Here is a 25671-nt window from a genome sequence, read left to right on the forward strand (position 1 = left end):
CTGTCTGCGGCGGCCAGCCCGGCCGCAGACTTCCCGCCCGGCGGCCTGGCGGCGCTGGCACGCTTCATCGAAACCAGCGTGCCGGAGGCCGAGCGCGCGCGCGTGTCGGAAGTGCTGCTGCGCATCCTCAACGGCAGCCTGTTCGAGCTGGCCAACCTCAGCCGCGAGCGCGCCGGGCTGGCGCCGCTGGCACCCAACGAGAAGACGCAGGCCTTCATGACGCAGGCCGTGGTCTCGCTCTCCGACAGCTTCTTCTATCCCGTGCCGGTGCTGCTGCAGCTGGAGGATTTCCGGCAGGTGCAGGCCAGCGTGTTCCAGCTCGCGCGCGCGCCGGGCAAGAAGCTCGTCTACCTCGGCGCGATCCTGCTGATCCTGGGCGTGTTCGCCATGCTGTACGTGCGGGAACGGCGGCTGTGGATCTGGGTCGAAGCGCAGGATCAGGGCTCGCGCATCACCACGGCCCTTTCCACCACGCGGCGCACGCTGGACGCCGACACCGAATTCGAGCTGCTCAAGAAGGCCATCCTGAAGGACGCTGCCGCATGAACACCGTCGCCTCTCCCACCAACACCACCACCTTCACGCTCGGCCGCAGCCACCCGCTGGCCGGGCGCAGCCTCTACGACTGGCTGTTCGCCCTGCTGGCCGTCGCCGGCGCCGTGTTCGCCTTCTCGCGCTACGGCGACGCGATGGACGTGTACGAGAAAGGCATCCTCATCGGCAGCGTGCCGGCCGTCATCTGGATGGGCTGGTTCTGGGGCCCGCTGCGCACGCTGATGCTGGGCGTGACTGCGGTGACCCTGCTGGCGATTTCCCTCTACTCGCGCACACCGGACGCCTTTGGCGCTGATCTGGCCGCCGGGGAAAAGGTATTCCTTTTGAAATATCTCCTCTCCAGCCAGAGCGCGATCCTGTGGATGTCGGTGCTGTGCTTCATGAGCACGGTCTTCTACTGGATCGGCTTCGCCGCGCGCGGCCAGGACAACGTGGCGCAGCGCCTGGGCTCCAAGATCGCCTGGGCCGCGGTGTTCATGGCGCTGACGGGCACCATGGTGCGCTGGTGGGAGAGCCACCAGATCGGCGCGGGCATCGGCCACATCCCGGTGAGCAACCTCTACGAGGTGTTCGTGCTGTTCGTGTGGCTGACGGCGCTGTTCTACCTGTACTTCGAGCAGCACTACCGCACGCGCGCGCTGGGCGCCTTCGTGATGCTGGTGGTCAGCGCCGCGGTGGGCTTCCTGCTCTGGTACACGGTGGAGCGCGAGGCGCAGCAGATCCAGCCGCTGGTGCCGGCCCTGCAAAGCTGGTGGATGAAGCTGCACGTGCCAGCCAACTTCATCGGCTACGGCACCTTCGCGCTGTCGGCCATGGTGGCCTTCGCCTACCTGCTCAAGCAGCAGGCCACGGCCACGCGCGGGTGGCAGCTGGCACTGCTGGGGCTGCTGGGCCTGGTGCTGTGCTTCGAGCCGATCGTGTTCCGCCAGAGCGCGCAGAGCGCCAGCAGCAGCTTCTGGCTCGTGTACTTCGGCATCAGCACGCTGATCGTGGGCGGCATCCTGGCCGGGCGCCGCGCCATCGCCGAGAAGCTGCCGCCGCTGGAGCTGCTGGATGACCTCATGTACAAGGCCATCGCCGTCGGCTTCGCCTTCTTCACCATCGCCACCATCCTGGGCGCCTTCTGGGCCGCCGAGGCCTGGGGCGGCTACTGGAGCTGGGACCCGAAGGAGACCTGGGCGCTGATCGTGTGGCTCAACTACGCTGCCTGGCTGCACATGCGGCTCATGAAGGGCCTGCGCGGCAGCATGTCGGCCTGGTGGGCGCTGGCCGGGCTGGTGGTCACGACCTTCGCCTTCCTGGGCGTGAACATGTTCCTCTCCGGCCTGCACTCCTACGGCGAGCTGTGAGGCGGCACGCCCGGTGAACGAGACACGGCGCCCCGCGGGGCGCCGTTTTCTTTGGCCCTTGCGGGAAGCGATGGAGGGCCTCGTCCGTAAGCTTTATCACGCCCAGATCACATTGCGGCGCATCCAGGAACTTCGCGCCGGCGTATCCGGTCAGCGAAGGGAACCAGCAAGAGGACTCGCCATGCACCTGCTCAGGGACCGCGGTTTCATCCACCCCATTCCGTCCGAGATCACGCCGCAGGCGGTGTACGAGCAGCGCCGCCGCCTGCTCAAGACCCTGGCCGCCGGCGCCGCGGGCAGCGTGCTGGCGGCCTGGGCCGCGCGCGACGCCCGCGCCGCCTTCGCCGGACCGGGCAAGTTGCCCAAGCTCGCTGCAGCGCCCAGCGGCGTGGCCGGCGGCGCCACCATGGAGAAGGTGACGGACTACCAGGACGCCACCACCTACAACAACTTCTATGAGTTCGGCACCGACAAGTCCGACCCGGCGTCCAATGCCGGCAAGCTCAAGACGCGGCCGTGGACCGTGGCGGTCGAGGGCCATGTAGCCAAGCCGCAGGTCTTCGACATCGAGCAGTTGCTGAAACTGGCGCCGATGGAGGAGCGCATCTATCGCCTGCGCTGCGTGGAAGGCTGGTCGATGGTGATCCCGTGGATCGGCTTCTCGCTCTCCGAACTCATCAAGCGCGTGGAGCCCACCGGCAACGCCAAGTACGTGGAGTTCGTGACCCTGGCCGATCCCAAGCAGATGCCCTTCGTCGGCTCGCGTGTGCTGGACTGGCCCTACGTGGAAGGCTTGCGCATGGACGAGGCCATGCACCCGCTGACGATGCTGGTCTTCGGCATGTACGGCGAGGTACTGCCGAACCAGAACGGCGCGCCCTTGCGCCTGGCCGTGCCTTGGAAGTACGGCTTCAAGTCCGGCAAGTCGATCGTGAAGATTCGCTTCGTGGAGCAGCAGCCGCGCACGGCCTGGGTGAAGTCCGCGGCGCAGGAATACGGCTTCTATTCCAACGTGAACCCCACCGTGGACCACCCGCGCTGGAGCCAGGCCACGGAGCGGCGCATCGGCGAAGGCGGGCTGTTCGCCAAGAAGCGGCCCACGCTGATGTTCAACGGCTACGAGGCGCAGGTCGGCCAGCTCTACGCGGGCATGGACCTGAAGAAGAACTACTGAGGAACGGCCCGTGGCGAACCCCGCAATGGCCGCCCACGCGGCCCGCAAGAAACCATTGCTGCTGCACCCGTCCTGCAAGCCGGTGCTGTTCATGCTGTTGCTGCTGCCGCTGGCTTACCTGGTGATCGCGGCGGCCACCGACAGCCTGGGGGCGAACCCGGCCGAGGCGCTGATCCGCCGCAGCGGCGACTGGACCCTGCGCCTGCTGTGCGCCACGCTGGCCATCACGCCGCTGCGCGTGCTGTTGAAGCAACCGGCGCTGGCGCGCTTCCGCCGCATGCTGGGCGTGGCGACCTTCGGCTACGCGCTGCTGCATTTCGTCTGCTACGCCGTGCTGGACCAGGGGTTGGACCTGGCAGTGATCCTCAAGGACATCGCCAAGCGCCCCTTCATCCTGGTCGGCACCGCGGCGCTGCTGCTGATGGCGCCGCTGGCGCTGACCTCCTTCAACCGCGCCATCAAGGCGCTGGGCGCGCCGCGATGGCAGCAGCTGCACCAGAGCATCTACGCCATCGCGCTGCTGGCGCTGCTGCACTTTTTCTGGATGAAGGCGGGGAAGAACGATTTCGGGGAGTGGTCGATCTACGCCGGCGTGATCGCCACGCTGTTGGGGTGGCGGGTGTGGGAGGCGCGGCGACGCGTGCTACCGGCCGCCGCGAGCTCCCTCAGCGGCTGAGCACCGGCCCCAGGGCCTTCCCCGTATGGCTCCCCGCCTTCACCAGCGCCTCCGGCGGCCCGGCCACCACCAGCTTGCCGCCGCCGCTGCCGCCTTCCGGGCCCAGGTCCAGCACCCAGTCGGCCTCGGCGATCAGGTCCAGGTCGTGCTCGATCACCACCACGCTGTGGCCACCGGCCACCAGCCGGTGCAGCACGTGGATCAGCCGCTCCACGTCCGCCATGTGCAGGCCCACCGTCGGCTCGTCCAGCACGTACAGCGTGTGCGGCGCCTTCTGACCGCGCCGGCCCACCTCGTCCCGCACCTTTGAAAGCTCCGTCACCAGCTTGATGCGCTGCGCTTCGCCGCCCGAGAGCGTCGGTGAGGGCTGGCCCAGCGTCAGGTAGCCCAGCCCCACGTCCTTGAGCAGCTGCAGCGGGTGCGCGATGCCCGGCATCGAGGCGAAGAATTCAACGGCCTCGTCCACCGCCATGTTCAGTACGTCGCCGATGCTCTTGCCGCGCCAGCTCACGGCCAGCGTCTCCGCGTTGAAGCGCTGCCCATGGCACACGTCGCAGGGCAGCTTCACGTCCGGGAGAAAACTCATCTCGATGGTGCGCAGGCCCTGCCCTTCGCAGGCCGGGCAGCGGCCCTCGCCGGTGTTGAAGCTGAAGCGTCCCGGCCCGTAGCCGCGCGCCTTGGCTTCCAGCGTCTGCGAGAACAGCTTGCGGATCGCGTCCCAGAAGCCGATGTAGGTCGCGGGACAGGAGCGCGGCGTCTTGCCGATGGGCGTCTGGTCTACCTCCAGCACGCGGTCCACGTGCATCCAGCCCTCCACCGCCCCGCAGCCCGTCAGCACCACGTTCTTGCCACGCGACGCCACCAGCGCCTGCACGTTGGCCAGCAGCACGTCGCGCGCGAGCGTGCTCTTGCCCGATCCCGACACGCCCGTCACCGCCACCAGGCGGCGCAGCGGCACGCCCACGTCCACCTTCTGCAGGTTGTGCAGGTCGGCCTTGCGCACGCGCAGCCACTGCACGCTGTCGTCCACCGGGCGCCGCGCCTCGATCGGATGCTTCAGCGGCGCCGCCAGGAAGCGCCCGGTGACGGAGTCCGGCTGCGCCGCCAGCTCCTCGGCCGTGCCTTGCGCCACCACCTGCCCGCCACGCCGCCCGGCGCCGGGGCCCATGTCGATGATGTGGTCCGCGCGGCGGATGGTGTCCTCGTCGTGCTCCACCACCACCAGCGTGTTGCCGCGGCTGCCCAGCTCCTGCAGGGCGTCCAGCAGGATGCCGTTGTCGCGCGGGTGCAGCCCGATGGTGGGCTCGTCCAGCACGTAGCACACGCCCTGCAGGTTGCTGCCCAGCTGCGCCGCCAGGCGGATGCGCTGCGCCTCGCCGCCGGAGAGCGTGGGTGCGGCGCGGTCCAGCGTCAGGTAGCCCAGGCCCACCGCCTCCAGGAATTTCAGCCGGCTGGCGATCTCGACCACCACGTCGCGCGCGATGCCCGCCTCGCGCCCTTGCAGCCGCAGCCCATCGACCCACTCGCGCGCCTGCTGCACCGACCACGACGCCACCTCGCTGATGGGCCGCTCGTCGAACTGCACCGCCAGCGACACCGGGTTCAGCCGCGCGCCATGGCAGGCCGGGCAGGCGCGGTCGGCCAGGCCCTCGGCCTCCGCCTCCTCCGACGGGAAGGACTGCTCGCGCCCGCGGTTGTCGTCCTCGCGCACCGAGTCGTCATAGACCTTGCGCTGCTCGCGCGTGAGCGCCAGCCCGGTGCCCACGCACTCCTCGCACCAGCCGTGCTTGCTGTTGTAGGAGAACATGCGCGGGTCCAGCTCGGGGTAGCTCGTGCCGCAGGTCGGACAGGCGCGCTTGGTCGAGAACACTTTCACCTTGCACAGCCCGGCCGTGGGCTGGCCGCAGGCCATGGCGTCGCGCAGGCCGTCCAGCGGGTGCAGCAGGTGCATCACGCCCTTGCCGTGCTCCAGGGCCTTGTGCAGCAGCTCGCGCAGGCGCGCCTCGTTCGCCGGCGTGACGACGATGTCGCCCACCGGCAGCTCCACGGTGTGCTCCTTGAACCGGTCCAGGCGCGGGAAGGGCTGAACCGGCACGAACTCGCCGTCCACGCGCAGGTGCGTGTGGCCGCGCGCCAGGGCCCACTTGGCGAGGTCCGTGTACAGGCCCTTGCGGTTGACCACCAGCGGCGCCAGCAGCCCGACGTGCTGATTCCGGTGCTCGCGCAGCAGCTGCGCGGCGATGCTCTCGGCGCTCTGCGGCATCACCGGCGTGCCGTCGTGGATGCAGCGCTGCAGCCCCAGCTTCACCCACAGCAGGCGCAGGAAGTGCCAGACCTCGGTGGTGGTGGCCACCGTGCTCTTGCGGCCGCCGCGCGAGAGGCGCTGCTCGATGGCGACGGTCGGCGGAATGCCGTAGACCGCATCCACCTCCGGCCGCCCCGCCGGCTGCACGATCGAGCGCGCGTAGGCGTTGAGCGATTCCAGGTAGCGCCGCTGTCCCTCGTTGAACAGGATGTCGAAGGCCAGCGTGCTCTTGCCCGAGCCCGAGACGCCGGTGATGACGCTGAAGCGCCCGTGCGGGATCGCCACGTCCACCGCCTTGAGGTTGTGCTCGCGCGCGTTGACGATGCGGATCGCCTCCGCCGGCGGCGCCGCGCGCCGCGCCTGGACCAGCGCCTGCAGCGGCGTGCCCTCCTCCACCGCGCCGTCGAGGCCCAGGGCGCGCTCGTAGGCGCGCAGCGCGCGGCCGGTGTGCGAGTCCGGATGCTGCTTGATGTCCTCCGGCGTGCACGCCGCCACCAGCTGCCCGCCATCCTCGCCGCCCTCGGGGCCCAGGTCGATGAGCCAGTCCGCGGCGCGGATCACGTCCAGGTTGTGCTCGATGACGATCAGCGAGTGTCCCGCCTCCAGCAGCTTGCGCAGCGCGCGCATCAGCCGCGCGATGTCCTCGAAGTGCAGCCCGGTGGTGGGCTCGTCGAAGAGGAACAGCGTGCCCTTCTTCGCCAGCGACTGCTTGCTCTTGGACGCCGACTGCGCCGCCTCGGCCAGGAAGCCCGCCAGCTTCAAGCGCTGCGCCTCGCCGCCGGAGAGCGTGGGCACGGGCTGGCCCAGGCGCAGGTAGTCCAGGCCCACGTCCACGATGGGCTGCAGCGCGCGCGCCACCTCGCGGTCGCCGCGGAAGCGCTGCAGCGCCTCGCTCACCGTGAGCTCCAGCACGTCGGCGATGCTCAGTTCGCCGCCCTCCACCTCCGCCGGCAGCCGGCGCTCGATCCTCACGTCCAGGATTTCGTTGCGGTAGCGACGGCCTTCGCAGTCCGGGCAGCGCAGGTACACGTCCGACAGGAACTGCATCTCCACGTGCTCGAAGCCCGAGCCGCCGCAGGTCGGGCAGCGCCCGTCGCCGGCGTTGAAGCTGAACATGCCCGCGCCGTAGCCGCGCTCGCGCGCCAGCGGCGCCTCGGCAAAGAGTCTTCGGATCTCGTCGAAGGCGCCGACGTAGCTGGCCGGGTTCGAGCGCGCGGTCTTGCCGATGGGGCTCTGGTCCACGAACACCGCGTCGGCCAGCATGTCCGCGCCCAGCAGCCGGTCATGGGCGCCGGGTGTTTCGGTCGCCTTGCCAAAGTGCCGCGCCAGCGCGGGATACAGCACGTCCTGCATCAGCGTGCTCTTGCCCGAGCCCGAGACGCCGGTGACCACCACCAGGCGCTGCAGCGGGAACTCGACCGTCACGCCCTTGAGGTTGTGCTCCTTCGCCCCTTCCAGGATCAGCCGCGGCGTGCTGTCGCTGACGAAACGCTTGATGCTGCCGCCCACGTGCTTGCGCGCGCCCAGGTATGCGCCGGTGAGCGTGTCGGCCTGGCGCGCGGCATCGGGCGTGCCGTCGAAGACGATGCTGCCGCCGCGCTCGCCCGGGCCCGGGCCCATGTCGATGAGGCGATCGGCCGCCAGCATCACCGCCGGGTCGTGCTCCACCACCACCAGCGTGTTGCCCGCGTCGCGCAGGCGCTGCATGGCCAACACGATGCGGTCCATGTCGCGCGGGTGCAGCCCGATGCTGGGCTCGTCCAGCACGAACAGCGTGTTCACGAGCGAGGTGCCCAGCGCCGTGGTCAGGTTGATGCGCTGCACCTCGCCGCCGGACAACGACCGGCTCTGGCGGTCCAGCGTCAGGTAGCCCAGGCCCACGTCGCACAGGTAGCGCAGCCGTGTACGCACCTCGTCGAACAGCAGTTCCATCGCCGCCTGCTCGGCCTGCGGCTTGTCCGCCACCGCGGCTTCCAGGCTGTCGAAGAAGTTTCTCAACCGCTGCAGCGAAAGCTGCATCAGGTCGTGCAGGTGCAGCCCCGGCAAGGCCTCCAGTTGCTCGCGCGTCCAGTCCACGCCGGCCGGCATGAAACGCTTCTCGGGCGGCAGCACCGCGTCGGCCTGCTCCTTGGTGCCGATGCGCCACAGCAGCGCCTCGGTCTTGAGCCGCGCGCCGCGGCAGGTGGGGCACTCGGTGTAGCTGCGGTACTTGGACAGCAGCACCCGGATGTGCATCTTGTAGGCCTTGCTCTCCAGGTAGTCGAAGAAGCGGCGCACGCCGTACCACTGCTTGTTCCAGTTGCCGCTCCAGTGCGGCGAGCCGTCCAGCACCCAGTCCTTCTGCGCCTGGGTGAGCTGCGACCAGGCCGTGTCGCGCGGGATGCCGGCCTCGCCGGCGTACTTCAGCAGGTCGTCCTGGCACTCCTTCCAGGCGGGCGTCTGCATGGGCTTGACGGCGCCGCCGCGCAGCGTCTTGCGCTCGTCGGGAATCACCAGCCCCATGTCCACGCCGATCACGCGCCCGAAGCCTTTGCACGTCTCGCAGGCGCCGAAGGGCGAGTTGAAGGAGAAGAGCGAGGGCTGCGGCTGCGCGTAGCGGATGTCGCTCTCGGGGCAGTGCAGGCCGGTGGAGAACTTCCAGATCTCCTCGCCCTCGTCCCGCAGCACGTAGACGTTGAGCCGCCCACTGCCGCGCTTGAGGCCCAGTTCGATGGCCTCCATCGCGCGCACCTGCTCCACGTTGCCCATGCGGAAGCGGTCCGCCACCACGTCCAGCAGCTTCCTTTCCCCGACGGTGCGCTCGGCCTGCACGCGCGTGAAGCCGCTGGCGGCGAGCCATTGCTCGACTTCCTCGGCGGTGGTGTTGGCCGGCAGCTCCACCGGGAAAGTCAGCGCCAGGCGCGGGTCGCCGCTGAGGGCGGCGCGGCGCTGCATCTCGGTGTAGATCGATTCCGGCGTGTCGTGCCGCACCGGCAGCGCGGTCTTGCGGTCGAACAGGTCGGCCGCGCGGGCGAACAGCAGCTTCAGGTGGTCGTTGAGCTCGGTCATCGTCCCGACCGTGGAGCGGCTGGTGCGCACCGGGTTGGTCTGGTCGATGGCGATGGCCGGGGGCACGCCCTCGACGCGGTCCACCGCGGGGCGGTCCATGCGGTCGAGGAACTGGCGCGCGTAGGCGCTGAAGGTCTCCACGTAGCGGCGCTGGCCTTCGGCGTAGAGGGTGTCGAACACCAGGCTGGACTTGCCCGAGCCGCTGGGGCCGGTGACCACCGTCATCTCGCCGGTGCGGATGTCCAGATCCAGGTTCTTGAGGTTGTGCTGGCGCGCGCCGCGAATGCGGATGACTCCGGAGCTCATGAAGAAGGGTGGTTTCTGAAAGAGGCGGGGGATTCTAGGGAGGCCCGCAGTCCCGCGGACTGGCCAGGGCTTGCCCAGGGAAGGCCCGGGAGAGCAATCCCGTGGCCCAAGGCGGTGCCCTTCTGTGATGTGATTCGCGGATCGGCATTTTTGGGCGTCAGACGCACGACACCTCGCATGAGAAGGAAGACCCCCCGGCATTGGCCTAGAACGGCGAGACATAAGGCCGGTGCTAGCATGCAGGCACCCCACGGCAAGATGGGGTGCCGGTGTTCCGAGCCGGCAGTTCTAGGCACCCCGCACTGGAGAGCTGCATGAATTCGGTGCCTCAAGCACCCACCGACGCCCCCCCTGCCGCCGGCCCGGCCCTGGGCCCGGTGCTGCTGGTGGAGGACCACCCGGTCAATCAGATGATCGCGCTGGAAATGCTCAAGGCGCTGGGCCTGGAGGTTCTTACTGCCGACGACGGCGCACAAGCACTGGAACGCTGCGAAGCCACGCCGCCGCGCCTGGTGCTGATGGACCTGCAGATGCCCGTGATGGACGGCCTGCAGGCCACGCGCAAGCTGCGCGAGATGCAGCAGCAAGGCCGGCTGCCCGGCTTTCCCATCCTGGCCCTCACCGCCCACGCCTTGGCCAGCGACCGCGAAATGGCGCTGGCCGCCGGCATGGACGACTACCTCACCAAGCCCATCGTCTTCGAAACCCTGCGCCGCGCCCTGGCGCGCTGGCTGCCCGAATTGCCGGCCGGCTGAGGCTGCAGCTGCTTACACTTTGCCCGGGCCGCGCGGGCACTCCGCTGCGGGCGCGGCCCTGTTCCACGTCCTTCTTCCCATTCCTACAGAGCGCCCGCCCAAGGGCAGGAGCGCCATCGGAGACAAAACCATGACCCAACGCCGCACGCTGCTGGCCTGTGCCGCCGCAGCCACCTCCCTCGTCGCCCTGTGCGCGCAGGCGCAGACCCCCCCGGCCGCCTGGCCCGCCAAGCCCGTGACCATCCTCGTGCCCTTCCCGGCCGGCGGCGGCACCGACACCTTCGCGCGGCCGCTGTTCGCGGCCATGACCAAGAACACCGGGCGCCAGTTCGTGATCGACAACAAGGGCGGCGCCGGCGGCACCCTGGGCGCCGGGCTGGCGGCGCGCATGCCCGCCGACGGCCACAACTTCTTCATGGGCGGCGTGCACCATGCCATCGCACCGTCCATGTACCCGAAGCTGGACTACAGCCTGGAGAAGGACTTCATCCCCGTCGGCCTGGTGTCCAGCGTGCCGCAGGTGGTGGTGGTCAACGCCGCCAAGGCGCCCGCGAAGGACCTGCAGGGCCTGCTGGCCCAGTTGCGCGCCCGTCCGGGCCAGCTCACCTACGCCTCGGCCGGCAACGGCACCTCGCACCACTTGGCCGGCGAGCTGTTCAAGCTGCAGACCAGGACCTTCATCACCCACATCCCTTACCGCGGCGCGGGCCCGGCGCTGCAGGATCTGATGGCCGGCCAGGTGGACATGCTGTTCGACGGCCTGGGCTCCTCGGCCGGCCACATCCGCAGCGGGCGCCTCAAGGGCCTGGCCGTGGCCGGCGAGCGCCGCGCCCCCGGCTTCCCCGACATCCCCACCGCGCGCGAGCTGGGCGTGCCCGATTACGTGGTCAGCACCTGGTACGGCATCTGGGCGCCCAAGGGCACGCCGCGCGAGGCCATCGAGCGCATGCAGGCCGAGCTGAAGAAGGCGCTGAACGCCGACGACATGAAAGCCACCTGGACCGGCCTGGGCAGCGAGACGCCCGACGCCTGGGGTGACGCCTTCGGCGCCTACGTCGCCAAGGAAACCAAGCGCTGGGCCGAGGTGGTCAAGGCTTCCGGCACGCGGCTGGAGTGACGTAGGCTGCGCCCCCTCAAGGCCGCCGCCCTGGCGGCCGGCATCATTCGAAGACGGCCGGCTGAGCGCCCCGCGCGCGCACCGGCCCCTGATCCGCCTCCGGTTTTCCGTCTGACTTCCCATGAGCAACCTCTACGCCGCGCTGCGCGCGGGCTTCCCCGCCGACCTGGACCGCTGCGCCATCGAAGCGCTGGACGCCCCGGGCGGCCCGCTCTACTACAGCTGGCGCGACATCGAGCGCGGCAGCGCCATGATCGCCAACCTGCTGCAGGGCCTGGAGCTGCCGACCGGCGCCGACGGCGTGCCGCCGCGCGTGGCGGTGCAGGTGGACAAGAGCGTCGAGGCGCTGATGCTCTACCTGGGCGTGCTGCGCGCCGGCATGGTGTACCTGCCGCTGAACAACGCCTACCAGGCCGCCGAGGTCGAGTACTTCGTCGGCAACGCCGAGCCGGCGGTGGTGGTGTGCTCGCCGAAGAACTTCGGCTGGGTCAGCCGCATCGCCTTCAAGGCCGGCGCCGAGCACGTCTACACGCTGGGCGAGGAGCGCGATGGCACGCTGCTGCAGCGCGCCTCGGTGCAGAGCGGCCAGCACGAGCCCGTGGCGCGCAACGCCGACGACCTGGCCGCCATCCTCTACACCAGCGGCACCACCGGGCGCAGCAAGGGCGCGATGCTCAGCCACGGCAACCTGCTGAGCAACGCGCAGGTGCTCAAGGACTACTGGGACTGGCGCGACGGCGACGTGCTGATCCACGCGCTGCCCATCTTCCACGTGCATGGCCTGTTCGTGGCCTCGCACGGCGCGCTGCTCAACGGCAGCCGGATGCTGTGGCTCAACCGCTTCGACCCGCGCGCGGTGATCGCGCAACTGCCGCGCGCCACGGTGTTCATGGGCGTGCCCACGCTGTACACGCGCATGCTGGCCGACCCCGGCCTCACGCGCGAGGCCTGCGCCGGCATGCGGCTGTTCATCTCCGGCTCCGCGCCGCTGCTGATCGACACCTTCCAGCAGTGGCAGCAGCGCAGCGGCCACACCATCCTGGAACGCTACGGCATGAGCGAGACGGCCATGCTCAGCTCCAACCCCTGCAAGCCACAGGACGGCGAGCGCCGCGGCGGCACCGTGGGCAAGCCGCTGCCGGGCGTGGGCATCCGCGTGCTGGACGACCACGGCAACCCCTGCCCGGCGGGCGAGATCGGCCACATCCAGGTGCGCGGCCCCAACGTCTTCGCCGGCTACTGGCGCATGCCGGAGAAGACCAAGGAGGAGTTCACCGCCGACGGCTGGTTCAAGACCGGCGACGTGGGGAAGTTCGAGGCCGACGGCTACCTGGTAATCGTGGGCCGCAGCAAGGACCTGATCATCTCCGGCGGCTACAACGTCTACCCGGCCGAGGTTGAAAGCTTCATCAATGAGCTGCCCGGAGTCGCGGAGAGCGCCGTCGTCGGCGTGCCGCATCCGGACTTCGGGGAGGCCGTCATCGCCGTGGTCATTCCCACGCCGGACGCGGCGCTGGATGCAGCCGAAATCATCGGCAGGTTGAAAGCTGGCATCGCCGGCTTCAAGGTGCCCAGGCAGGTCTTCATCGCGGCCGAGCTGCCGCGCAACGCGATGGGCAAGGTGCAGAAGAACCTGCTGCGCGACCAGAACCGCGCCCTCTTCAGCTGATGGCCATGAGCGACGCCGCGCAAGTGAAAGCCCTGGACGACCGTTGCCCGCGCTGCGGGGGCGCCTTCCACTGCGGCGTCAGCGACGCCGGGCCCTGCGCCTGCACCACCGTGACGCTGAGCGCGGCGTTGCAGGCGCAACTGCGGGAGCGCTGGTCCGGCTGCCTGTGCGTGAGCTGCCTGGCGACACTGGCGGGAGGCGCCGAGCTGGAGCCCGGGGCTCAGGCCACCAGGTCCACCTGACTCACCGTCCCCGCACCCATCCCGTCCTCCTGCAAGAACACGCTGCTGGCACGCATCACGCCCTGCTCGCGGTTGTTCGCGTCCTTGAAGATGAAGGGCGTGGCCGTGCGCTGCGTGGACAGCGCGCCAATGTTGGCGCTGAGCAGGTCCTGCAGCCGGTCCTGCCCCGCCTCGTCCTTGGTCCACAGGCGCAACCGGTTGAAGTCCGCATCGTTCTCGTCGATCCAGCCGTTGCCGTCGCTGTCCAGCGCGGCCAGCTCGGCGAAACCGTCACCGCTGCGGGTGCCGAACAGCTCACTGCCGTCGTTGACCTGGCCGTCGCCGTTGCGGTCGAACACCAGGAAACCGCTGCCCGGCTTTACGAAGCTGATGCGCTCCTGGTCGCCATCGGCGTCCAGGTCGAAGCTGAACTTGGTGTCGGTCAGCTCGACCGCGTGGCCCGGGTAGCTGAGGATCAGCGGGTCCTTGAGCTGCTCGCCCATGCGCACGTGCAGGCTCTCGGTGCTGACAAAGCTGCGCTCCATCTGGAGCTGCACGCTGAAGTTGATTTCCCGGCCGTCGGCGGTGCGGACGATGCCCTGAGCCTGGAACTGCATGAGTTCGCTTTCCTGCACCGTGCGCTCCACGTCGTAGCGCAGGCCCACGGCGTTGGCGCTGCCTTCAGCGGCGCCACGACCGTCGGCAACGGCGACCGGTGCCGGCCTCGGGAGCTCGTCCTGCGGCCGGTCGCCGTAAACGCGCAAGCGCTCGCCCATCAGCTTTTCCAGCATGGAACGCAGCAGTTGCAGCTTAGGAGGCAGCACGGCCGACCTGGATGATTCGCAGCTATCAGCGCTCTCCGTGTGGTTCACCTCGGTCGAAACCGCTGCACTTTCCCATTGCGCCGCGCTGGCCGCCGCGGCCCGGGCCGCGGCCAGCCGGCCCGCGATCGAGATCTGCACCGCGGCACCCGCATCGAGGCGGATGCCGGCCTGCGTGCTTTCGGCGTCGTAGCGCACGCTCCGGCCCGGGCCCCAAGCCTCGAAGCTCTCGCGCACAGTGGTCTGGTGGCTCTCGGCGTGGGCCGCAGCCATCTGCATGCTGGAACTGGCGATCTTCATGCACGTCTTCCCATCAGGGGTTCTGGTGCATGGAAGTAACGGCAGATGTCTGGGAATCTTGAGCTGCTGATACTGGACGCCAACGGCCTCTATCAGATCACCCGGATGGTGCGCAGCGCGGCCTTCACGTCCTCCACGGTGAATGCCTTGGAGGCGGTCTTCTCGAAAACCACCATGCCACTGCCGATCATCTGTGGCCGGCCCGTGCCGTTGGCGACGGCCATGCCGAGATCAAAGCGCAAGCCATGGCCTAACAGGTCCGAGGCGGGGCCGGCATGCACCGCTTCCGGCTCCAGCTTCGGTTTCAGCTCGGGTTGCGGCTCCGGTTCAGACGCGCCGCCCTCGACCCGGTTGACGCTCACGTCAACGCTATGGACCTCCGGCGGGCGCCCCACCAGTGTCACGACCACCGAGAAGCCGACGCGCAGCCCGTCAGAGGTTGTGACCGCACCACTAGATGCGTACCTCATCAACTGACTGCCTGGAGCGAACTGCAACCCGGCTTCGGTCAGCTCACTGACCAATGCGGCGCTGCCTCCAATCAGGGCCATGGGGCCCAGGTCAATAGCGTTGAAGACACCGACCCGCTTGCCTGTGACCTGCTCGACGATGCTCTGGACCGTATGAAGCTGTGGCAGGGGCAGCATGCCGTTGCCGCCTGCACCGATGTCCATGGCGTATGAGCTGGCCTGCGTACGGGCCGTGGCCGTCAAACCCGCTGAGCCGACCACGTTTGCCATGGCCTGTCCCGCGGTCGACAGATGCACCGAAAGGGCGCTCTGCGCCTGCGCCGGGGCGACAGCCTGCGCATGGCGCACGCCGCCTCCACTGTTGCGGTGCCCCTCCTTGGCGCCACCAAGAAGCTGCTGCTCGCTGGCCAGCTGCGCCAGCAGCGTTTCCGGCCTGGATCCCTCGACCCTCATGACTTCTCCCTCATGTGTTCCGGACACTGAACGGCTAACCGATCACGGTAGTGTTGGAGCGCCGCGGACCACCGGCGCAAATCGCCATGAAATTTTCATAGTGATGTGCCTGACGCAGGCTATTCCATGACCACTGCACACGCGGTTCGCAACCATTCAGGCGTGAACTAATGCCGACTTTCACGCATTTGCATGCCAGATCGGCCCGGAATGCAGGGCTCAGGCTTCGGCCACAAAAAACGGCGCCACTCGCTGCAGCGCCGTTGCGGGAGACCGGGCAGCCAGGACAGCCACCCTGGGGCGAGGCTCAGCCGGTGATCATCAGCTGGTTGTCCACCGACTTGACGCCCGAGATGGCACGGGCCATGGACTCGGCCTTCTGGCGCAGCGCGAAGGTCTTGACTTCGCCCTTGAGGCGCACGAAGCCCTGGGTGGAATCGATGTTGATCTTGATCGCGCTCAGGTCCGGGTCGGCCGCGTACTTGGCCTTGAGCTCCGTGACGATCTTGGCGTCGTCCACCGCTTCGCCCACGGTGCGGTGCGGCGCGCCGTCGGCGCGGTCGGGGCTGCCGGCCAGGCTACCGCAGCCGGCGAGGAAGGCGGAGGCGATCAGTGCGGCAGGGAGCAAGTGCTTCAGGTTCATGAGCGAAATCCTCGGGATGTTTTGTTCAGAGTTCATTCGCGGCGCGGCCCATGCTGGCCGGCCCCACCGCGGCGGGTGCCCACCGGTGCCGGCATTCCAAAGCCGGCGGGACGGGCGCCCCGCTTCGGCAAGCCGCGTGCCTCATCAAGGCATGGGCAGCGCCATCACGGCGGCCCCCCACGGCTTCAGAAGCGCGGGCTCTTCCCGCTGAACGCCGGCTGGTACTTGCGCATCTGCTTGAGGTCGTCGCGGTTGCGCACGCCACAGCGCAGGTACTGCTCGTGCAACTGCGCCAGCGCCTCGCGGTCCAGTTCCACGCCCAGGCCAGGTTTGTCAGGCACCGCCACCGCGCCGTCCTGGAAGGCGATGCGCCCGCCGGCAATCACCTCCTCTTCCTGCCAAGGGTAGTGCGTGTCGCAGGCATAGGTGACGTTGGGCACGGCGGCGGCCACGTGCGTCATCGCCATCAGGCTGATGCCCAGGTGCGAGTTGCTGTGCATGGACAGCCCCAGGCCGAACACCTCGCACATGCGCCCCAGCGCCTGCGTCGCGCGCAATCCTCCCCAGTAGTGGTGGTCAGACAGGATGATCTTCGTGCCGCAGCCCAGCTCCACGTTGCGGCGGAACTCGTCCATGGTCGTTACCACCATGTTGGTCGCCAGCGGCGAGCGGCAATGCCTGGACAGCTCGGCCATGCCTTCCAGCGTGGGCGTCGGGTCCTCGTAGTACTCCAGCAGCTCGTCGAGTTCCGGTGCGGCCTGGATGCTGGTCTGCAGCGACCAGTTGGCGTTGGGGTCCAGCCGCAGCGGGTGCTTCGGGAAGGCCTCGCGCAGCGCGCGGATGGTGGCGATCTCGTGCGCGGGCTCGAACACGCCGCCTTTGACCTTGATGCTCTGGAAACCGTAGAGCTCCACCATGCGCCGCGCCTGCGCCACCATCTGCGCCGGGCTGATGCCCTCGCCCCAGGCGTCGGGCGCATAAGGCTTGTCGATGTGCTCGGCGTACTTGAAGAACAGGTAGGCGCTGTAGGGCACCGATTGGCGCACCGCGCCGCCGAGCAGGTCCACCACCGGCGCGTTCAGCAGCTGGCCCTGCAGGTCCAGCATCGCCACCTCGAAGGCGCTGGTGACCTTGGCCGCGTTCTTGGCCGTGTGCGAGCCCGGCGCCAGCGTGAACTCCACCGCGCCGGCATTCAGCGCCGCGGCCGCCGCCGGCTTGAAGACGGCGCGCACGCGCTGCTCCATCTCGTTGAGATCGAAGGGCGACAGGTCCCGCAGCAGCGGCCTGGCGGTCTCCAGCGCGCGCAGCATGGGCTCGTCGCCGTAGGTCTCGCCCAGGCCGACGCGGCCGTCAGTGGTTTCGATCTCGACGATGGCACGCAGCGCCCAGGGCTCGTGGATGCCGCTGGCGTTGAGCAACGGACCGTCACGGAAAGCGATGGGCGTGATGCGGACGTGGCGGATGAGGTTGTCGCGGTGCTTCATGGGGTGCTTTCAAATTCGATGAGAGGGCTCACTCGGCGCTGGCGCCGGTCTTCTTCACCAGCGCGCCCAGGCGCGGGATGTCGCTGCGCATCAGCGCGGCCAGTTGCTCGGGGCCACCGCCGACCACCTCCATGCCGAACTGCTGCTCCAGCTTGGACTTGAGCTCCGGCATCTGCAGCGCCTTGCCGATCTCGGTGCTCAGGCGCTGCACGACCTCCCTGGGCGTGCCCTTGGGCGCGTACACCGCCTGCCACGACACCAGGTTGAAGCCGGGCATGCCGGCCTCGGCCATGGTCGGCACCTCGGGCGCGAGCACGTTGCGCTTCTGCGAGGTCACGGCCAGCACTTTCAATTTGCCGCCCTTGGCCAGCGGCAGCCCGGCGGTGAGCTGGTCGAACAGGAACGGCACGTTGCCCGCCACCACGTCCTGCAGCGCCTGCGGGCTGCCCTTGTAGGGCACGTGCGTCATCGGCACGCCCAGCGTGTCGGCCAGCAGCGCGCCCGTGAGGTGCGTGGAAGTGCCCGCGCCGGAAGAGGCATAGGACGCCTCCTTCGGATGCGCCTTGATCCAGGCAATCAACTCCTGCACCGAGTTCACGCCCAGCGCCGGGTTGACCATCAGCGCGTTGGGCACGTAGGCGATGAGGCTCACGGGCTCGAAGTCCTGCACCGGGTCGTAGGGCAGCTTCCTGTAGAGGGTGGCGTTGATGGCGTGCGTGCTGATCGTGCCGCCCAGCAGCGTGTAGCCATCCGGCGCCGCCTTGGCCACCGCCGTGACGCCGATGACCCCGCCCGCGCCGGCGCGGTTGTCCACCACCACCGTCTGCTTCAGCGACGCCTGCAGTTGCTGCGCCACCGCGCGCGCCACCACGTCCGTGGAGCCACCCGCCGCGAAGGGCACCACCCAGGTGATCGGCTTGTTCGGATAGCCCTGTGCCTGTGCACCACCACACAGAACAGCAGCCAGCGGCAAAGCGAACAGAAAACGGCGCGACAAGATCATGGCAAGACTTTCAAGAATCAAGGCCACCGGAACAGCAATGATGGTAGCGCTACCAAAGAAGATTCAATGGTAGCGCTATCAGCGCCACTTCGCATCCAGGGTTATGGAGTAGGCAAGCCGCGCGGCGGAACGGCCGCAGGCCAGGAGGGAGCCGCGGCGGCGCGCTGCGCCGGCCGCCGCAGCGGGGCGGGTCAGGCCGTCGTTATTGAACGCTCGCCATGGCGCTCAGCACGGCATAGGCGACGGCGGCATTGCGCACGTCGCCGTGGTCGGTGATGAGCTGGCGGGTTTCGAGGTTGTGGATGTGCCCGGCGCTGAAGGCATAGCTGTCATCGGTGGCCGGGTCCAGCAGCGCGCCGTCCTGGGCCTCGGGCGTCTTCTGGGCGCCGTTGCGGCCCAGGCCACCGTACTTGTCGTTCTTGTCGCCCAGGTGCGCACCCACCTGCTGCGCCAGCATGGAGGCCAGCGGGTAGGCCAGGCCGACGGCTCGGTCGTTGATGGTGCAAGTGGCGATGATGGGGCCGCGCACCGCCTGGCGCGCCAGGACGCGGCGGAAGAAGCCGTCCTGCTGGTCGTCCCATTTCTCGGCGAAGCCGTAGTGCGAGAACGCTCCCTGCAGCAGGCTCATCGACGCCACCGGGCACAGCGTGGCCTCATCGGCGCCGGCGCCGGCAGCGGCGGCGGTGACGAGCCGGGCGCCAAAGCTGTGGCCCACCAGGTGCAGGCGCAACTGCGGCAACTGCGCCGCGATGTCATGCAGGATGGGGTTGAGGCCCTGTTCACCCACCAGCCCGGCACGTGCCTTCATCTGGTAGTAGGTGACGAGGTTGAGCGCGTTGAGCGCACCCGATATGGCATTGCCGATCACGTCGCCCAGGCCGGCCGCGCCACCGTGCTCGTCGTCGATGGCCGCGCTGCCGTGGGCAGCGTCGCCGTCGTCACGCACGAAGGGCACCGGCTGCTGCATCCGCTCCAGCAGCACCCCGGCCGGCAGCTCGAAGAGCGTGTCGGGCACGTCGGCCAGATCGCCGTCGCGCAGCACGACGAGCTGGCGCAGCGTGTCGATGAACTCCTTAGCCTGCTTGGTGTTGTCCTCGATGCTGGGCAGCAACTCCAGCAGGTGGCCCAGCTTGGGGCCGGCGTCGGGTGCGTCGAAGGCGTTGTCGGCATCCGCGTGCAGCAGCTCCAGCTGCGCCCGCAGCTGCTCCTGCGCCGCCGTGCCCTGCAGCGCGGCGGCGGCGCCGGGGATCAGGTCCTTGTCGGCGAACTTCTTGGACGGCCACAGCACGCCCAGCACGGCAATGGAGCGCCCGGCCAGCCCGGGCACGCGCCCCTTGTCGAGCAGCCCGCGCGCGTTGCCCAGCAGCTCCGCGTACAGGCCCTCAGCCTCCTGCATGTCGTTGTTCCAGCCGTGCGAGATCACGATCAGGTCGGTGGTGCCGGTCTGGCCTAGATGCGCCTTCAACTCGGCCAACGGCCCGGCATCGAGCAGATGCGCCTTCTTGTCGAAGCGCAGCGCGACGTATGGAAAACCGGAAAGCTCCTTCATGGTCTGCTCCTTCCGTGCGGAGGTCATACGGACTGGATGGCCCGCATCAGGTCGATCAGCCCCGCGCCCTGGAACTGCCGCTCGCGCTGCAGGTCGGTGGCGGTGGACATGAAGATGGCCTTCACGCGCTCGGGCTGGCCGATGAACTCCTGCTTCACCGACAGTAGCGCCGCGGCCGCGCCCGAGACATGCGGAGCGGCCATGCTGGTGCCGGTGCTTTCGATGTAGGTGGGCTGCTGCGCACCGTTGCCCAGCTTCTGCTGGATCCTGGCCTTGAGTGCGCCGGCAGCGCAAGAAATGATGCGCTCGCCCGGGGCCACCAGGTCCGGCTTGAGCCGGCCGTCGCCGGTGGGGCCCTTGGAGGAGAAGTACGACACGCCGTACACGTGCGGCATGTCGCGGTGGGTCGAGCCTACGGTGATGGCACCCTCGGCATTGCCGGGGTCGTTGATGGACAGCGCCAGCCCGCCCCGGCGCCGGCCGCGGAACTCGGTGTCAAGTACCCCATAGCCGGTGTTGCCCGCGGCCACCACGACCACCACGCCCGAGCGCACCAGGCGGTCCACCTCGACGCAAAGCTGGCTCTGCCCACAGGCAAACCACTCGGGGTCGAAGGGATAGCCCACCGACAGGTTCACGCCGTGGATGCGCAGGTGGCGGCCGTAGGCGTTGATTTCCTGCACATGGGCGATGGCCGCGATGATGTTGGACACCGCGCCCTGCTCCTTGGCGTCGATGACCTTCAAGCTCACCAGCTTGGTCATCGGCGCCATGCCGCAAATCTTGGGCAACTGGATGCGCTCGGGCACCACCTCGCGGTCTTCGCCGTCCTGCTTGAGCACGCGGGTGTAGGCCACGATGTCCGGGTGGTCTGCGGGCTGGCCGTCATCGCTGCCCGGCCGGGCCGGAATCTCGCCGGCGATGATGCCCGCCACATGCGTGCCATGGCCAAAGCCGTCCTGCAGCGGCGCGTCTTCGCCGGTGAAGTCGCAGTGCCAAGACTCGACAGCGCCCTTGAGGTTGCCGTGGCGCACGAAATGCGGATGGTCGCCCTGGATGCCGGAGTCGATCACGCCCCACACGACGTTCTCGCCGGCTGCGGCAAACGAGGCCCGCGCCGCGTTGCACTTCATGGTGGCGTAGGACTTGAAGATCAGCGGCTTGATCTTGAAGTCCTCCCAGATCTGGTAGATGGCGTGAGGACCCACGGTGTGCGGCACTACAGGCGAAAGCCCCGGCTTGGGCTCCGCATCGAGCAGCACCAGGCGCTGGATCACGTCGCTGCTCAGGCGCGCGAAGACGTACTGCTCGGTGAACCGGTTTTTTTCCTTGTGCAGCCGCTGCCCCGGCGGCGAGGGATGCGCCTCGATCAGCTTCTGCAGCGTGTCCCGTACCCAGTCGCCGGCCGCCTTGCGGCCCTCCGGGTAGCCCAGGTGCAGGTCGATGATGACCTCATGGAGCTGCGCCGGCGCACCCGCCGCCCGCTCTGCACAGAGCTTGTCGTGCAGCGGCAGCGCAATGATGGTGTGCACCAGCGTGCGCTCGATGCGCTGGTGCTCCTCGTCGGCCACTTGCGCCGGCTCGGGGGGAAGGGCCGGCGCGGCGGCACCAGGCGCCGGCGACGGTGCGGCCGGAGTCTCGCTCACCGCGGCGGACCGCTTGCGCGCCGCCTTTTTCGATGCCGGCGCGGGCGCCACGCCGACCTTCCCGCCGGTTGCAGCCCCAGCCTGATCGTCGCTCTTCTTCCTCGTAACCACGTTCCGCCTCCCTGGACCGTCTCGCCCGACGGCGGGAAGGCACTGTGTGCCGCGACCTAGGGAGCCGCAAGTGACTTCAGGTACTTTCGCGCTGGATGACGCTGAAGCCGACGTCGATCACCTTCTCGCCCACCTCGCGTCCCTCGACGCGCTCGACGATGAAGCGCGCCGCGTGGCGGCCGATGGCGGTGCCGTCGATGCGCACGGTGCTCAGGGCCGGGAAGAGCGAGGCGGCGAAGGGCATGTCGCCGAAGCCGGCCAGCGCCAGCTCCTGCGGCACGCGCAGGCCGCGCGACTGCGCCTCGGCCAGCGCGCCCAGCGCCAGCGCGTCGGAGGCGCAGAACACGGCCTGCGTCTCGGGCACCTGCTGCAGCAGTTGGCGCAGCCCGGCGCGTCCTTCGGGCACGCCGGTGGGCGCAGGCAGCGCCAGCACCGGCACGGCCTCGCAGCCCAGTGCCTGCGCGCGCTCGATGAAGCCGCGCTGGCGCCGCAACGCGCGGGCATCGTCGCCGCCCAGCACCGCCAGGCGCCGGTAGCCGCGCGCCACGAGGTGGTCGGCCATCGCCGCCGCCGCGGCCTCATGCGAGAAGCCCACCAGCATGTCGATGGGCGAGGAGCTGAAATCCCAGGTCTCCACCACCGGCAGCCCGCTGGCCTGGAGCCGGCGGCGCCCCTGCGCCGAGTGCATGACGCCGGTGAGCACCAACCCGTCGGGGCGGCGGCCGAGGATCTGCTCCAGCAGTTCGTCCTCGCGCGAATCGGCATAGCCGCTCTGCCCCAGCATGAGCTGGTAGCCCTGCTGCGCCAGCGCCTCGGTCAGCGCCTGCACCGTCTCCATGAACACCGGCGCGGCGATGCTGGGCACGACAGCGGCCACCAGGCGGCTGCGCCGCGAGGCCAGGCCACCGGCGAGCAGGTTGGGCACGTAGCCCGTGCGCTGCACCGCCTCGCGCACGCGCTGCAGCACCTGCGGCGACACCTGCGAGGGCGTGTTGAGGGCGCGCGAGGCGGTGATGGGCGCCACGCCCGCAATGCGGGCCACGTCGCCCAGCGTGATGCCGCCCCCGCCGCGGCGCCGGCGGGGTGTCGAGGTCTCGTCCATGGCGGCATTGTGCGCCGGCCCGCAAGCAGCCTGATAGCGCTACCAGTGGTCACTGGAAGCCATGGGCGCGGCGCCCGGGGCACAGGGCTTGCCGCACCGGGGGCAACGCCAAGGAGTTCTCATGATCAAGTCCGACACCCTTCCCAGCGCCCCCAAGGAAACGCCGGCCAACGGCACGTCCGGCCCGGCCGGCAAGGCCGTCCCCGACACCACGCGCGCCGTGGGCAACACCGCGCAGGGCAGCAGCAATGCCGGCGACGGCACCACACAGAGCTCGGACTGGCTGGCCGAGGCGCGCGTGGGTAGCGGGGCGGGTGCCGCCTCAAGCGGCGACGAGGCCAAGGGCCCGCCCATGCGCTCGGGCAGCGGCGGTGCGGACCGCGAGGGCCACACCGAGGAGTCGCACCGCGGGCAGTACTGAGGGCTGAGGGACGAGGGCTCACTCCGCCTTGAGCCAGCCCACCTTGCCCTGCCCCAACTCGTTGATGCGCGCCACGAAGGCGGCGGTCTTGTCCTCGGGGCCGGTGAAGTTCAGTTCCACCAGGCTGCCGTGCGCCACCTCGCCCAGGTTGAAGCCGGCGGACTCGATCTCGCGGCGCAGCAGCCCCTCCAGCGCGTAGGGCACGCTGCAGCGCAGCCGCTGCAGGCGCTGCAGCGGCACCTTCTCGGCCTTGAGCAGCGCCTGCGCCACGGTGTCGGTGTAGGCGCGCACCAGGCCGCCGGCGCCCAGCTTCACGCCGCCGAAGTAGCGCACCACCGTCGCCAGCACGCCTTCGAGCTGCTGGCGGCGCAGCACCTCCAGCATCGGGCGCCCGGCGGTGCCACTGGGCTCGCCGTCGTCCACCGCCGCCGATTGCCCGCCGGCCAGCAGCGCCCAGCACACGTGCGTGGCCGTGGGATGCTGGGCCCACAGCTCGGCCACCCGGGCCTGCGCCGCGGCCCGGTCGGGCACGGGCTCGACGCAGCCGATGAAGCGGCTTTTCTGGATCAGCAGTTCGCTGTGGCAGGCGGTGGCAAGGGTCTGGGACATGGATGCGATTTTCCATCCGACACGAAGCCCCGGCCGGCGCGCCAAACCCCGGCACGCCGGCCGGTGTGCGGCGGCACGGGACAATTGCGCCCGTTCCAACGGAGTGATTCCCTTGAGCCGCGACCTCTTCACCGACCGCGACACCGCGCGCGCCCTCTTCTCCCACATGCAGCAGCGCGCCCAGGCGCTGGGCGTGCAGCTGCCCCCGCCGCCCGAGGAGCCCACCACCTGCTGCGGCCGCGGCTGCAACGGCTGCGTCTGGGACGGCTTCTACGACGCCGCGGGCTACTGGTGGGAAGAGGCCACCTGGCGGCTGGAGGACGCCTGAGAAGCCGCCTTCGTCCTTCGGAAAGACACGGGGCGCCGCTGCCGGCCGGATGAGCATGCACCGCTATGCTGGCCGCCTCGCCACTTTCCGTTGAGAGCTCCACGATGCTGCGCACCCTGCTTGGCGGCTTGGCCGCCACTTTGATCGTCCTGAGCGCGGCCCATGCCGGCGCGCCCCAGGTCAAGACGCAGGCCCCCGGCTACCACCGCATGCTGCTGGGCGATTTCGAGATCACGGCGCTGTCCGACGGCACGGTCAAGCTGCCCATGGACCAGCTGCTGCACGCGCACCCGGGCGAAGCCCAGCGCCGCTTCGAGCGGGCACGCCTGGAGCTGCCGGCCGAAACCTCCTTCAACGGTTACCTGATCAACACCGGTTCCAAGCTGGTGCTCATCGACACCGGTGCCGCGAGCAACTTCGGTCCCACGCTGGGCAAGCTCATCGCCAACCTGCGCGCCGCGGGCTACCAGCCCGAGCAGGTGGACGAGGTCTACATCACGCACCTGCATCCGGACCACGTGGGCGGGCTGGTGCTCGACGGCCAGCGCGCCTTTCCCAACGCCGTGGTGCGCGCCGACAAGGCCGACGCCGAGTACTGGCTGAGCACGGCCCACATGGAAAAGGCGCCCAAGGAGGCGCAAGGCTTCTTCCAGGCCGCCATGGCGGCGTTGAAGCCCTACGTGGACGCGGGCAAGTTCCAGCCCTTCGAAGGCTCGACCGAACTGGTGCCGGGCATCCGGGCCATGCCGCTGCACGGCCACACGCCGGGGCACAACGGCTACCTGGTGAGCAGCCAGGGCCAGCGGCTGCTGGTGTGGGGCGACGTGATGCACGCCGCGGCGGTGCAGATGCCCGACCCGGGCGTGACGATCCAGTTCGACACCGACCCCAAGGCCGCCGCGCCGCAGCGGCGCAAGGTGATGGCCGAGGCCGCGCGCGAGGGCATCTGGATCGCCGGCGCGCACCTCTCCTTCCCCGGCCTGGGCCGACTGCGCGCCCAGGGCAAGGGCTACGAGTGGCAGCCGCTGAACTACAGCAGCCTGCCCGTGGCGCCGGCGGCGTCGAAGTAAGCCCACGGGCCACGCGCGCCGCCGTCCCCGACGCGGCGCGGCGTTGAGCCCCCGGGCGGCCGGTACGCCGCCTGCCCTGTGCTCCGGCAGCACGCGCGGCCCGCCGCCGGGGCCGCGCTTTCCTCTCGTCTCCTGCCGGAAAGCACGCCCATGTCCGAACTGCTCGACGCCCTGCAATGGCCCGCGATGGCGGCCACCCTGGTCGCCTCCTGGATGGTGGCCTCCCAGCGCAAGCGCAAGCGCAACTGGGGCTTCTGGGTCTTCATCCTCAGCAACGTGCTGTGGCTGGCCTGGGGCTGGCACACCAAGGCCTGGGCGCTGATGGCGCTGCAGCTGGGCCTGTTCGTGCTCAACCTGCGCGCGGCACGCAAGAACGACCCTGAGCGGGACGCGCGGCAGGACGGCGTCCCGGCCCGGGGCGCCGCCGCTCGCAACGCCCCGGCCGGCGCGCAGCCGGCTTCCCCGCGCTAGGCGCAGCGCCCGCCG

General features: G+C 69.5%; 22 protein-coding genes. 12 read left to right on the plus strand and 10 right to left on the minus strand.

The genetic code is table 11. The features are described from left to right. The 4 genes from Q0741_RS20230 to Q0741_RS20245 all read left to right on the plus strand — a co-directional run. Positions 1 to 546: cytochrome c biogenesis protein ResB (locus Q0741_RS20230; RefSeq protein ID WP_298234993.1), on the plus strand; the 546-nt coding region annotated here is incomplete at its 5' end. After that, positions 543 to 1904, plus strand: coding sequence for a c-type cytochrome biogenesis protein CcsB (gene ccsB, locus Q0741_RS20235; RefSeq protein WP_298234994.1), 1362 nt, complete (start codon positions 543 to 545; stop codon positions 1902 to 1904). The genes Q0741_RS20230 and ccsB, both read left to right, overlap by 4 nt. A gap of 181 nt (positions 1905 to 2085) precedes the next feature. Next, positions 2086 to 3078: a protein-methionine-sulfoxide reductase catalytic subunit MsrP gene (gene msrP / locus Q0741_RS20240; RefSeq protein ID WP_298234995.1), complete on the plus strand. Its 993-nt coding sequence runs from the start codon at positions 2086 to 2088 to the stop codon at positions 3076 to 3078. Between the two features lie 25 nt (positions 3079 to 3103). Next, the gene (locus Q0741_RS20245) at positions 3104 to 3754 is read left to right on the plus strand and encodes a sulfite oxidase heme-binding subunit YedZ (RefSeq protein WP_298235013.1); all 651 of its coding nucleotides are present in this window, start codon (positions 3104 to 3106) and stop codon (positions 3752 to 3754) included. Here Q0741_RS20245 and uvrA read toward each other — a convergent pair. Then, positions 3744 to 9413, minus strand: a complete 5670-nt coding sequence (uvrA, locus tag Q0741_RS20250; RefSeq protein ID WP_298234996.1) for an excinuclease ABC subunit UvrA — start codon at positions 9411 to 9413, stop codon at positions 3744 to 3746. The two genes, Q0741_RS20245 and uvrA, sit on opposite strands and share 11 nt — an antisense overlap. 314 nt (positions 9414 to 9727) lie before the next feature. On the opposite strand from uvrA, the gene Q0741_RS20255 reads away from it, so the two are divergent. The 4 genes from Q0741_RS20255 to Q0741_RS20270 all read left to right on the plus strand — a co-directional run bounded on the left by Q0741_RS20255 (position 9728) and on the right by Q0741_RS20270 (position 13196). Further along, on the plus strand, positions 9728 to 10168 hold the full coding sequence (locus tag Q0741_RS20255; protein ID WP_298234997.1) for a response regulator: 441 nt from the start codon (positions 9728 to 9730) through the stop codon (positions 10166 to 10168). A gap of 130 nt (positions 10169 to 10298) precedes the next feature. Beyond that, positions 10299 to 11285, plus strand: a complete 987-nt coding sequence (locus tag Q0741_RS20260; protein WP_298234998.1) for a tripartite tricarboxylate transporter substrate binding protein — start codon at positions 10299 to 10301, stop codon at positions 11283 to 11285. A 121-nt stretch (positions 11286 to 11406) separates the two neighbouring features. Beyond that, positions 11407 to 12954, plus strand: a complete 1548-nt coding sequence (locus Q0741_RS20265; protein ID WP_298234999.1) for a malonyl-CoA synthase — start codon at positions 11407 to 11409, stop codon at positions 12952 to 12954. Positions 12955 to 12959: 5 nt separating this feature from the next. Next, a complete protein-coding gene (locus Q0741_RS20270; protein WP_298235000.1) occupies positions 12960 to 13196 on the plus strand; it encodes a cysteine-rich CWC family protein in 237 nt (78 codons plus the stop codon). Here Q0741_RS20270 and Q0741_RS20275 read toward each other — a convergent pair. The 8 genes from Q0741_RS20275 to Q0741_RS20310 all read right to left on the minus strand — a co-directional run bounded on the left by Q0741_RS20275 (position 13175) and on the right by Q0741_RS20310 (position 22757). After that, positions 13175 to 14296, minus strand: coding sequence for a hypothetical protein (locus Q0741_RS20275; protein WP_298235001.1), 1122 nt, complete (start codon positions 14294 to 14296; stop codon positions 13175 to 13177). The genes Q0741_RS20270 and Q0741_RS20275 overlap by 22 nt on opposite strands. Before the next feature lie 92 nt (positions 14297 to 14388). Further along, complete coding sequence (locus Q0741_RS20280; protein WP_298235002.1) at positions 14389 to 15219, minus strand: hypothetical protein; 831 nt, start codon at positions 15217 to 15219, stop codon at positions 14389 to 14391. 307 nt (positions 15220 to 15526) lie between these two features. Continuing rightward, positions 15527 to 15862: a BON domain-containing protein gene (locus Q0741_RS20285; RefSeq protein WP_298235003.1), complete on the minus strand. Its 336-nt coding sequence runs from the start codon at positions 15860 to 15862 to the stop codon at positions 15527 to 15529. A gap of 185 nt (positions 15863 to 16047) precedes the next feature. Next, a complete protein-coding gene (locus Q0741_RS20290; protein WP_298235004.1) occupies positions 16048 to 17346 on the minus strand; it encodes a glucarate dehydratase family protein in 1299 nt (432 codons plus the stop codon). A 28-nt stretch (positions 17347 to 17374) separates the two neighbouring features. After that, entirely contained in the window at positions 17375 to 18349 is a 975-nt protein-coding gene (locus tag Q0741_RS20295; RefSeq protein WP_298235005.1) for a tripartite tricarboxylate transporter substrate binding protein, read from the minus strand. A gap of 202 nt (positions 18350 to 18551) precedes the next feature. Next, a complete protein-coding gene (locus Q0741_RS20300) occupies positions 18552 to 19898 on the minus strand; it encodes a hypothetical protein (RefSeq protein ID WP_298235006.1) in 1347 nt (448 codons plus the stop codon). Between the two features lie 23 nt (positions 19899 to 19921). Beyond that, a complete protein-coding gene (locus Q0741_RS20305; protein WP_298235007.1) occupies positions 19922 to 21544 on the minus strand; it encodes a S8 family peptidase in 1623 nt (540 codons plus the stop codon). Between the two features lie 187 nt (positions 21545 to 21731). Next, positions 21732 to 22757 (minus strand): LacI family DNA-binding transcriptional regulator, encoded by a 1026-nt coding sequence (locus Q0741_RS20310; RefSeq protein ID WP_298235008.1) that lies wholly within the window; start codon positions 22755 to 22757, stop codon positions 21732 to 21734. 121 nt (positions 22758 to 22878) lie between these two features. Here Q0741_RS20310 and Q0741_RS20315 point away from each other — a divergent pair, with 121 nt between their 5' ends. Next, entirely contained in the window at positions 22879 to 23178 is a 300-nt protein-coding gene (locus Q0741_RS20315; RefSeq protein WP_298235009.1) for a hypothetical protein, read from the plus strand. 18 nt (positions 23179 to 23196) lie between these two features. On the opposite strand, the gene Q0741_RS20320 is transcribed toward Q0741_RS20315, so the two are convergent. Continuing rightward, the gene (locus tag Q0741_RS20320) at positions 23197 to 23787 is read right to left on the minus strand and encodes a YigZ family protein (RefSeq protein WP_298235010.1); all 591 of its coding nucleotides are present in this window, start codon (positions 23785 to 23787) and stop codon (positions 23197 to 23199) included. A gap of 166 nt (positions 23788 to 23953) precedes the next feature. Between Q0741_RS20320 and Q0741_RS20325 the strand changes: the two genes are divergently transcribed. The 3 genes from Q0741_RS20325 (at position 23954) to Q0741_RS20335 (ending at position 25656) form a co-directional block, all read left to right on the plus strand. Then, positions 23954 to 24115: an oxidoreductase-like domain-containing protein gene (locus Q0741_RS20325; RefSeq protein WP_298235014.1), complete on the plus strand. Its 162-nt coding sequence runs from the start codon at positions 23954 to 23956 to the stop codon at positions 24113 to 24115. 104 nt (positions 24116 to 24219) lie between these two features. Next, a complete protein-coding gene (locus tag Q0741_RS20330) occupies positions 24220 to 25185 on the plus strand; it encodes an MBL fold metallo-hydrolase (protein ID WP_298235011.1) in 966 nt (321 codons plus the stop codon). A gap of 150 nt (positions 25186 to 25335) precedes the next feature. Next, positions 25336 to 25656, plus strand: coding sequence for a hypothetical protein (locus Q0741_RS20335; protein WP_298235012.1), 321 nt, complete (start codon positions 25336 to 25338; stop codon positions 25654 to 25656). Positions 25657 to 25671 lie beyond the last annotated feature (15 nt).

The sequence above is a fragment of the uncultured Azohydromonas sp. genome (assembly GCF_937926365.1).
GTDB lineage: Bacteria > Pseudomonadota > Gammaproteobacteria > Burkholderiales > Burkholderiaceae_C > Azohydromonas.

Excerpts from the sequence above, each read along its gene's own strand:
- ccsB (WP_298234994.1), top strand. The coding sequence starts at position 543 with ATGAACACCGTCGCCTCTCCCACCAACACCACCACCTTCACGCTCGGC.
- msrP (WP_298234995.1), top strand. The coding sequence starts at position 2,086 with ATGCACCTGCTCAGGGACCGCGGTTTCATCCACCCCATTCCGTCCGAG.
- Q0741_RS20245 (WP_298235013.1), top strand. The coding sequence starts at position 3,104 with ATGGCCGCCCACGCGGCCCGCAAGAAACCATTGCTGCTGCACCCGTCC.
- uvrA (WP_298234996.1), bottom strand. The coding sequence starts at position 9,413 with ATGAGCTCCGGAGTCATCCGCATTCGCGGCGCGCGCCAGCACAACCTC.
- Q0741_RS20255 (WP_298234997.1), top strand. The coding sequence starts at position 9,728 with ATGAATTCGGTGCCTCAAGCACCCACCGACGCCCCCCCTGCCGCCGGC.
- Q0741_RS20260 (WP_298234998.1), top strand. The coding sequence starts at position 10,299 with ATGACCCAACGCCGCACGCTGCTGGCCTGTGCCGCCGCAGCCACCTCC.
- Q0741_RS20265 (WP_298234999.1), top strand. The coding sequence starts at position 11,407 with ATGAGCAACCTCTACGCCGCGCTGCGCGCGGGCTTCCCCGCCGACCTG.
- Q0741_RS20270 (WP_298235000.1), top strand. The coding sequence starts at position 12,960 with ATGAGCGACGCCGCGCAAGTGAAAGCCCTGGACGACCGTTGCCCGCGC.
- Q0741_RS20275 (WP_298235001.1), bottom strand. The coding sequence starts at position 14,296 with ATGAAGATCGCCAGTTCCAGCATGCAGATGGCTGCGGCCCACGCCGAG.
- Q0741_RS20280 (WP_298235002.1), bottom strand. The coding sequence starts at position 15,219 with ATGAGGGTCGAGGGATCCAGGCCGGAAACGCTGCTGGCGCAGCTGGCC.
- Q0741_RS20285 (WP_298235003.1), bottom strand. The coding sequence starts at position 15,862 with ATGAACCTGAAGCACTTGCTCCCTGCCGCACTGATCGCCTCCGCCTTC.
- Q0741_RS20290 (WP_298235004.1), bottom strand. The coding sequence starts at position 17,346 with ATGAAGCACCGCGACAACCTCATCCGCCACGTCCGCATCACGCCCATC.
- Q0741_RS20295 (WP_298235005.1), bottom strand. The coding sequence starts at position 18,349 with ATGATCTTGTCGCGCCGTTTTCTGTTCGCTTTGCCGCTGGCTGCTGTT.
- Q0741_RS20300 (WP_298235006.1), bottom strand. The coding sequence starts at position 19,898 with ATGAAGGAGCTTTCCGGTTTTCCATACGTCGCGCTGCGCTTCGACAAG.
- Q0741_RS20310 (WP_298235008.1), bottom strand. The coding sequence starts at position 22,757 with ATGGACGAGACCTCGACACCCCGCCGGCGCCGCGGCGGGGGCGGCATC.
- Q0741_RS20315 (WP_298235009.1), top strand. The coding sequence starts at position 22,879 with ATGATCAAGTCCGACACCCTTCCCAGCGCCCCCAAGGAAACGCCGGCC.
- Q0741_RS20320 (WP_298235010.1), bottom strand. The coding sequence starts at position 23,787 with ATGTCCCAGACCCTTGCCACCGCCTGCCACAGCGAACTGCTGATCCAG.
- Q0741_RS20325 (WP_298235014.1), top strand. The coding sequence starts at position 23,954 with ATGCAGCAGCGCGCCCAGGCGCTGGGCGTGCAGCTGCCCCCGCCGCCC.
- Q0741_RS20330 (WP_298235011.1), top strand. The coding sequence starts at position 24,220 with ATGCTGCGCACCCTGCTTGGCGGCTTGGCCGCCACTTTGATCGTCCTG.
- Q0741_RS20335 (WP_298235012.1), top strand. The coding sequence starts at position 25,336 with ATGTCCGAACTGCTCGACGCCCTGCAATGGCCCGCGATGGCGGCCACC.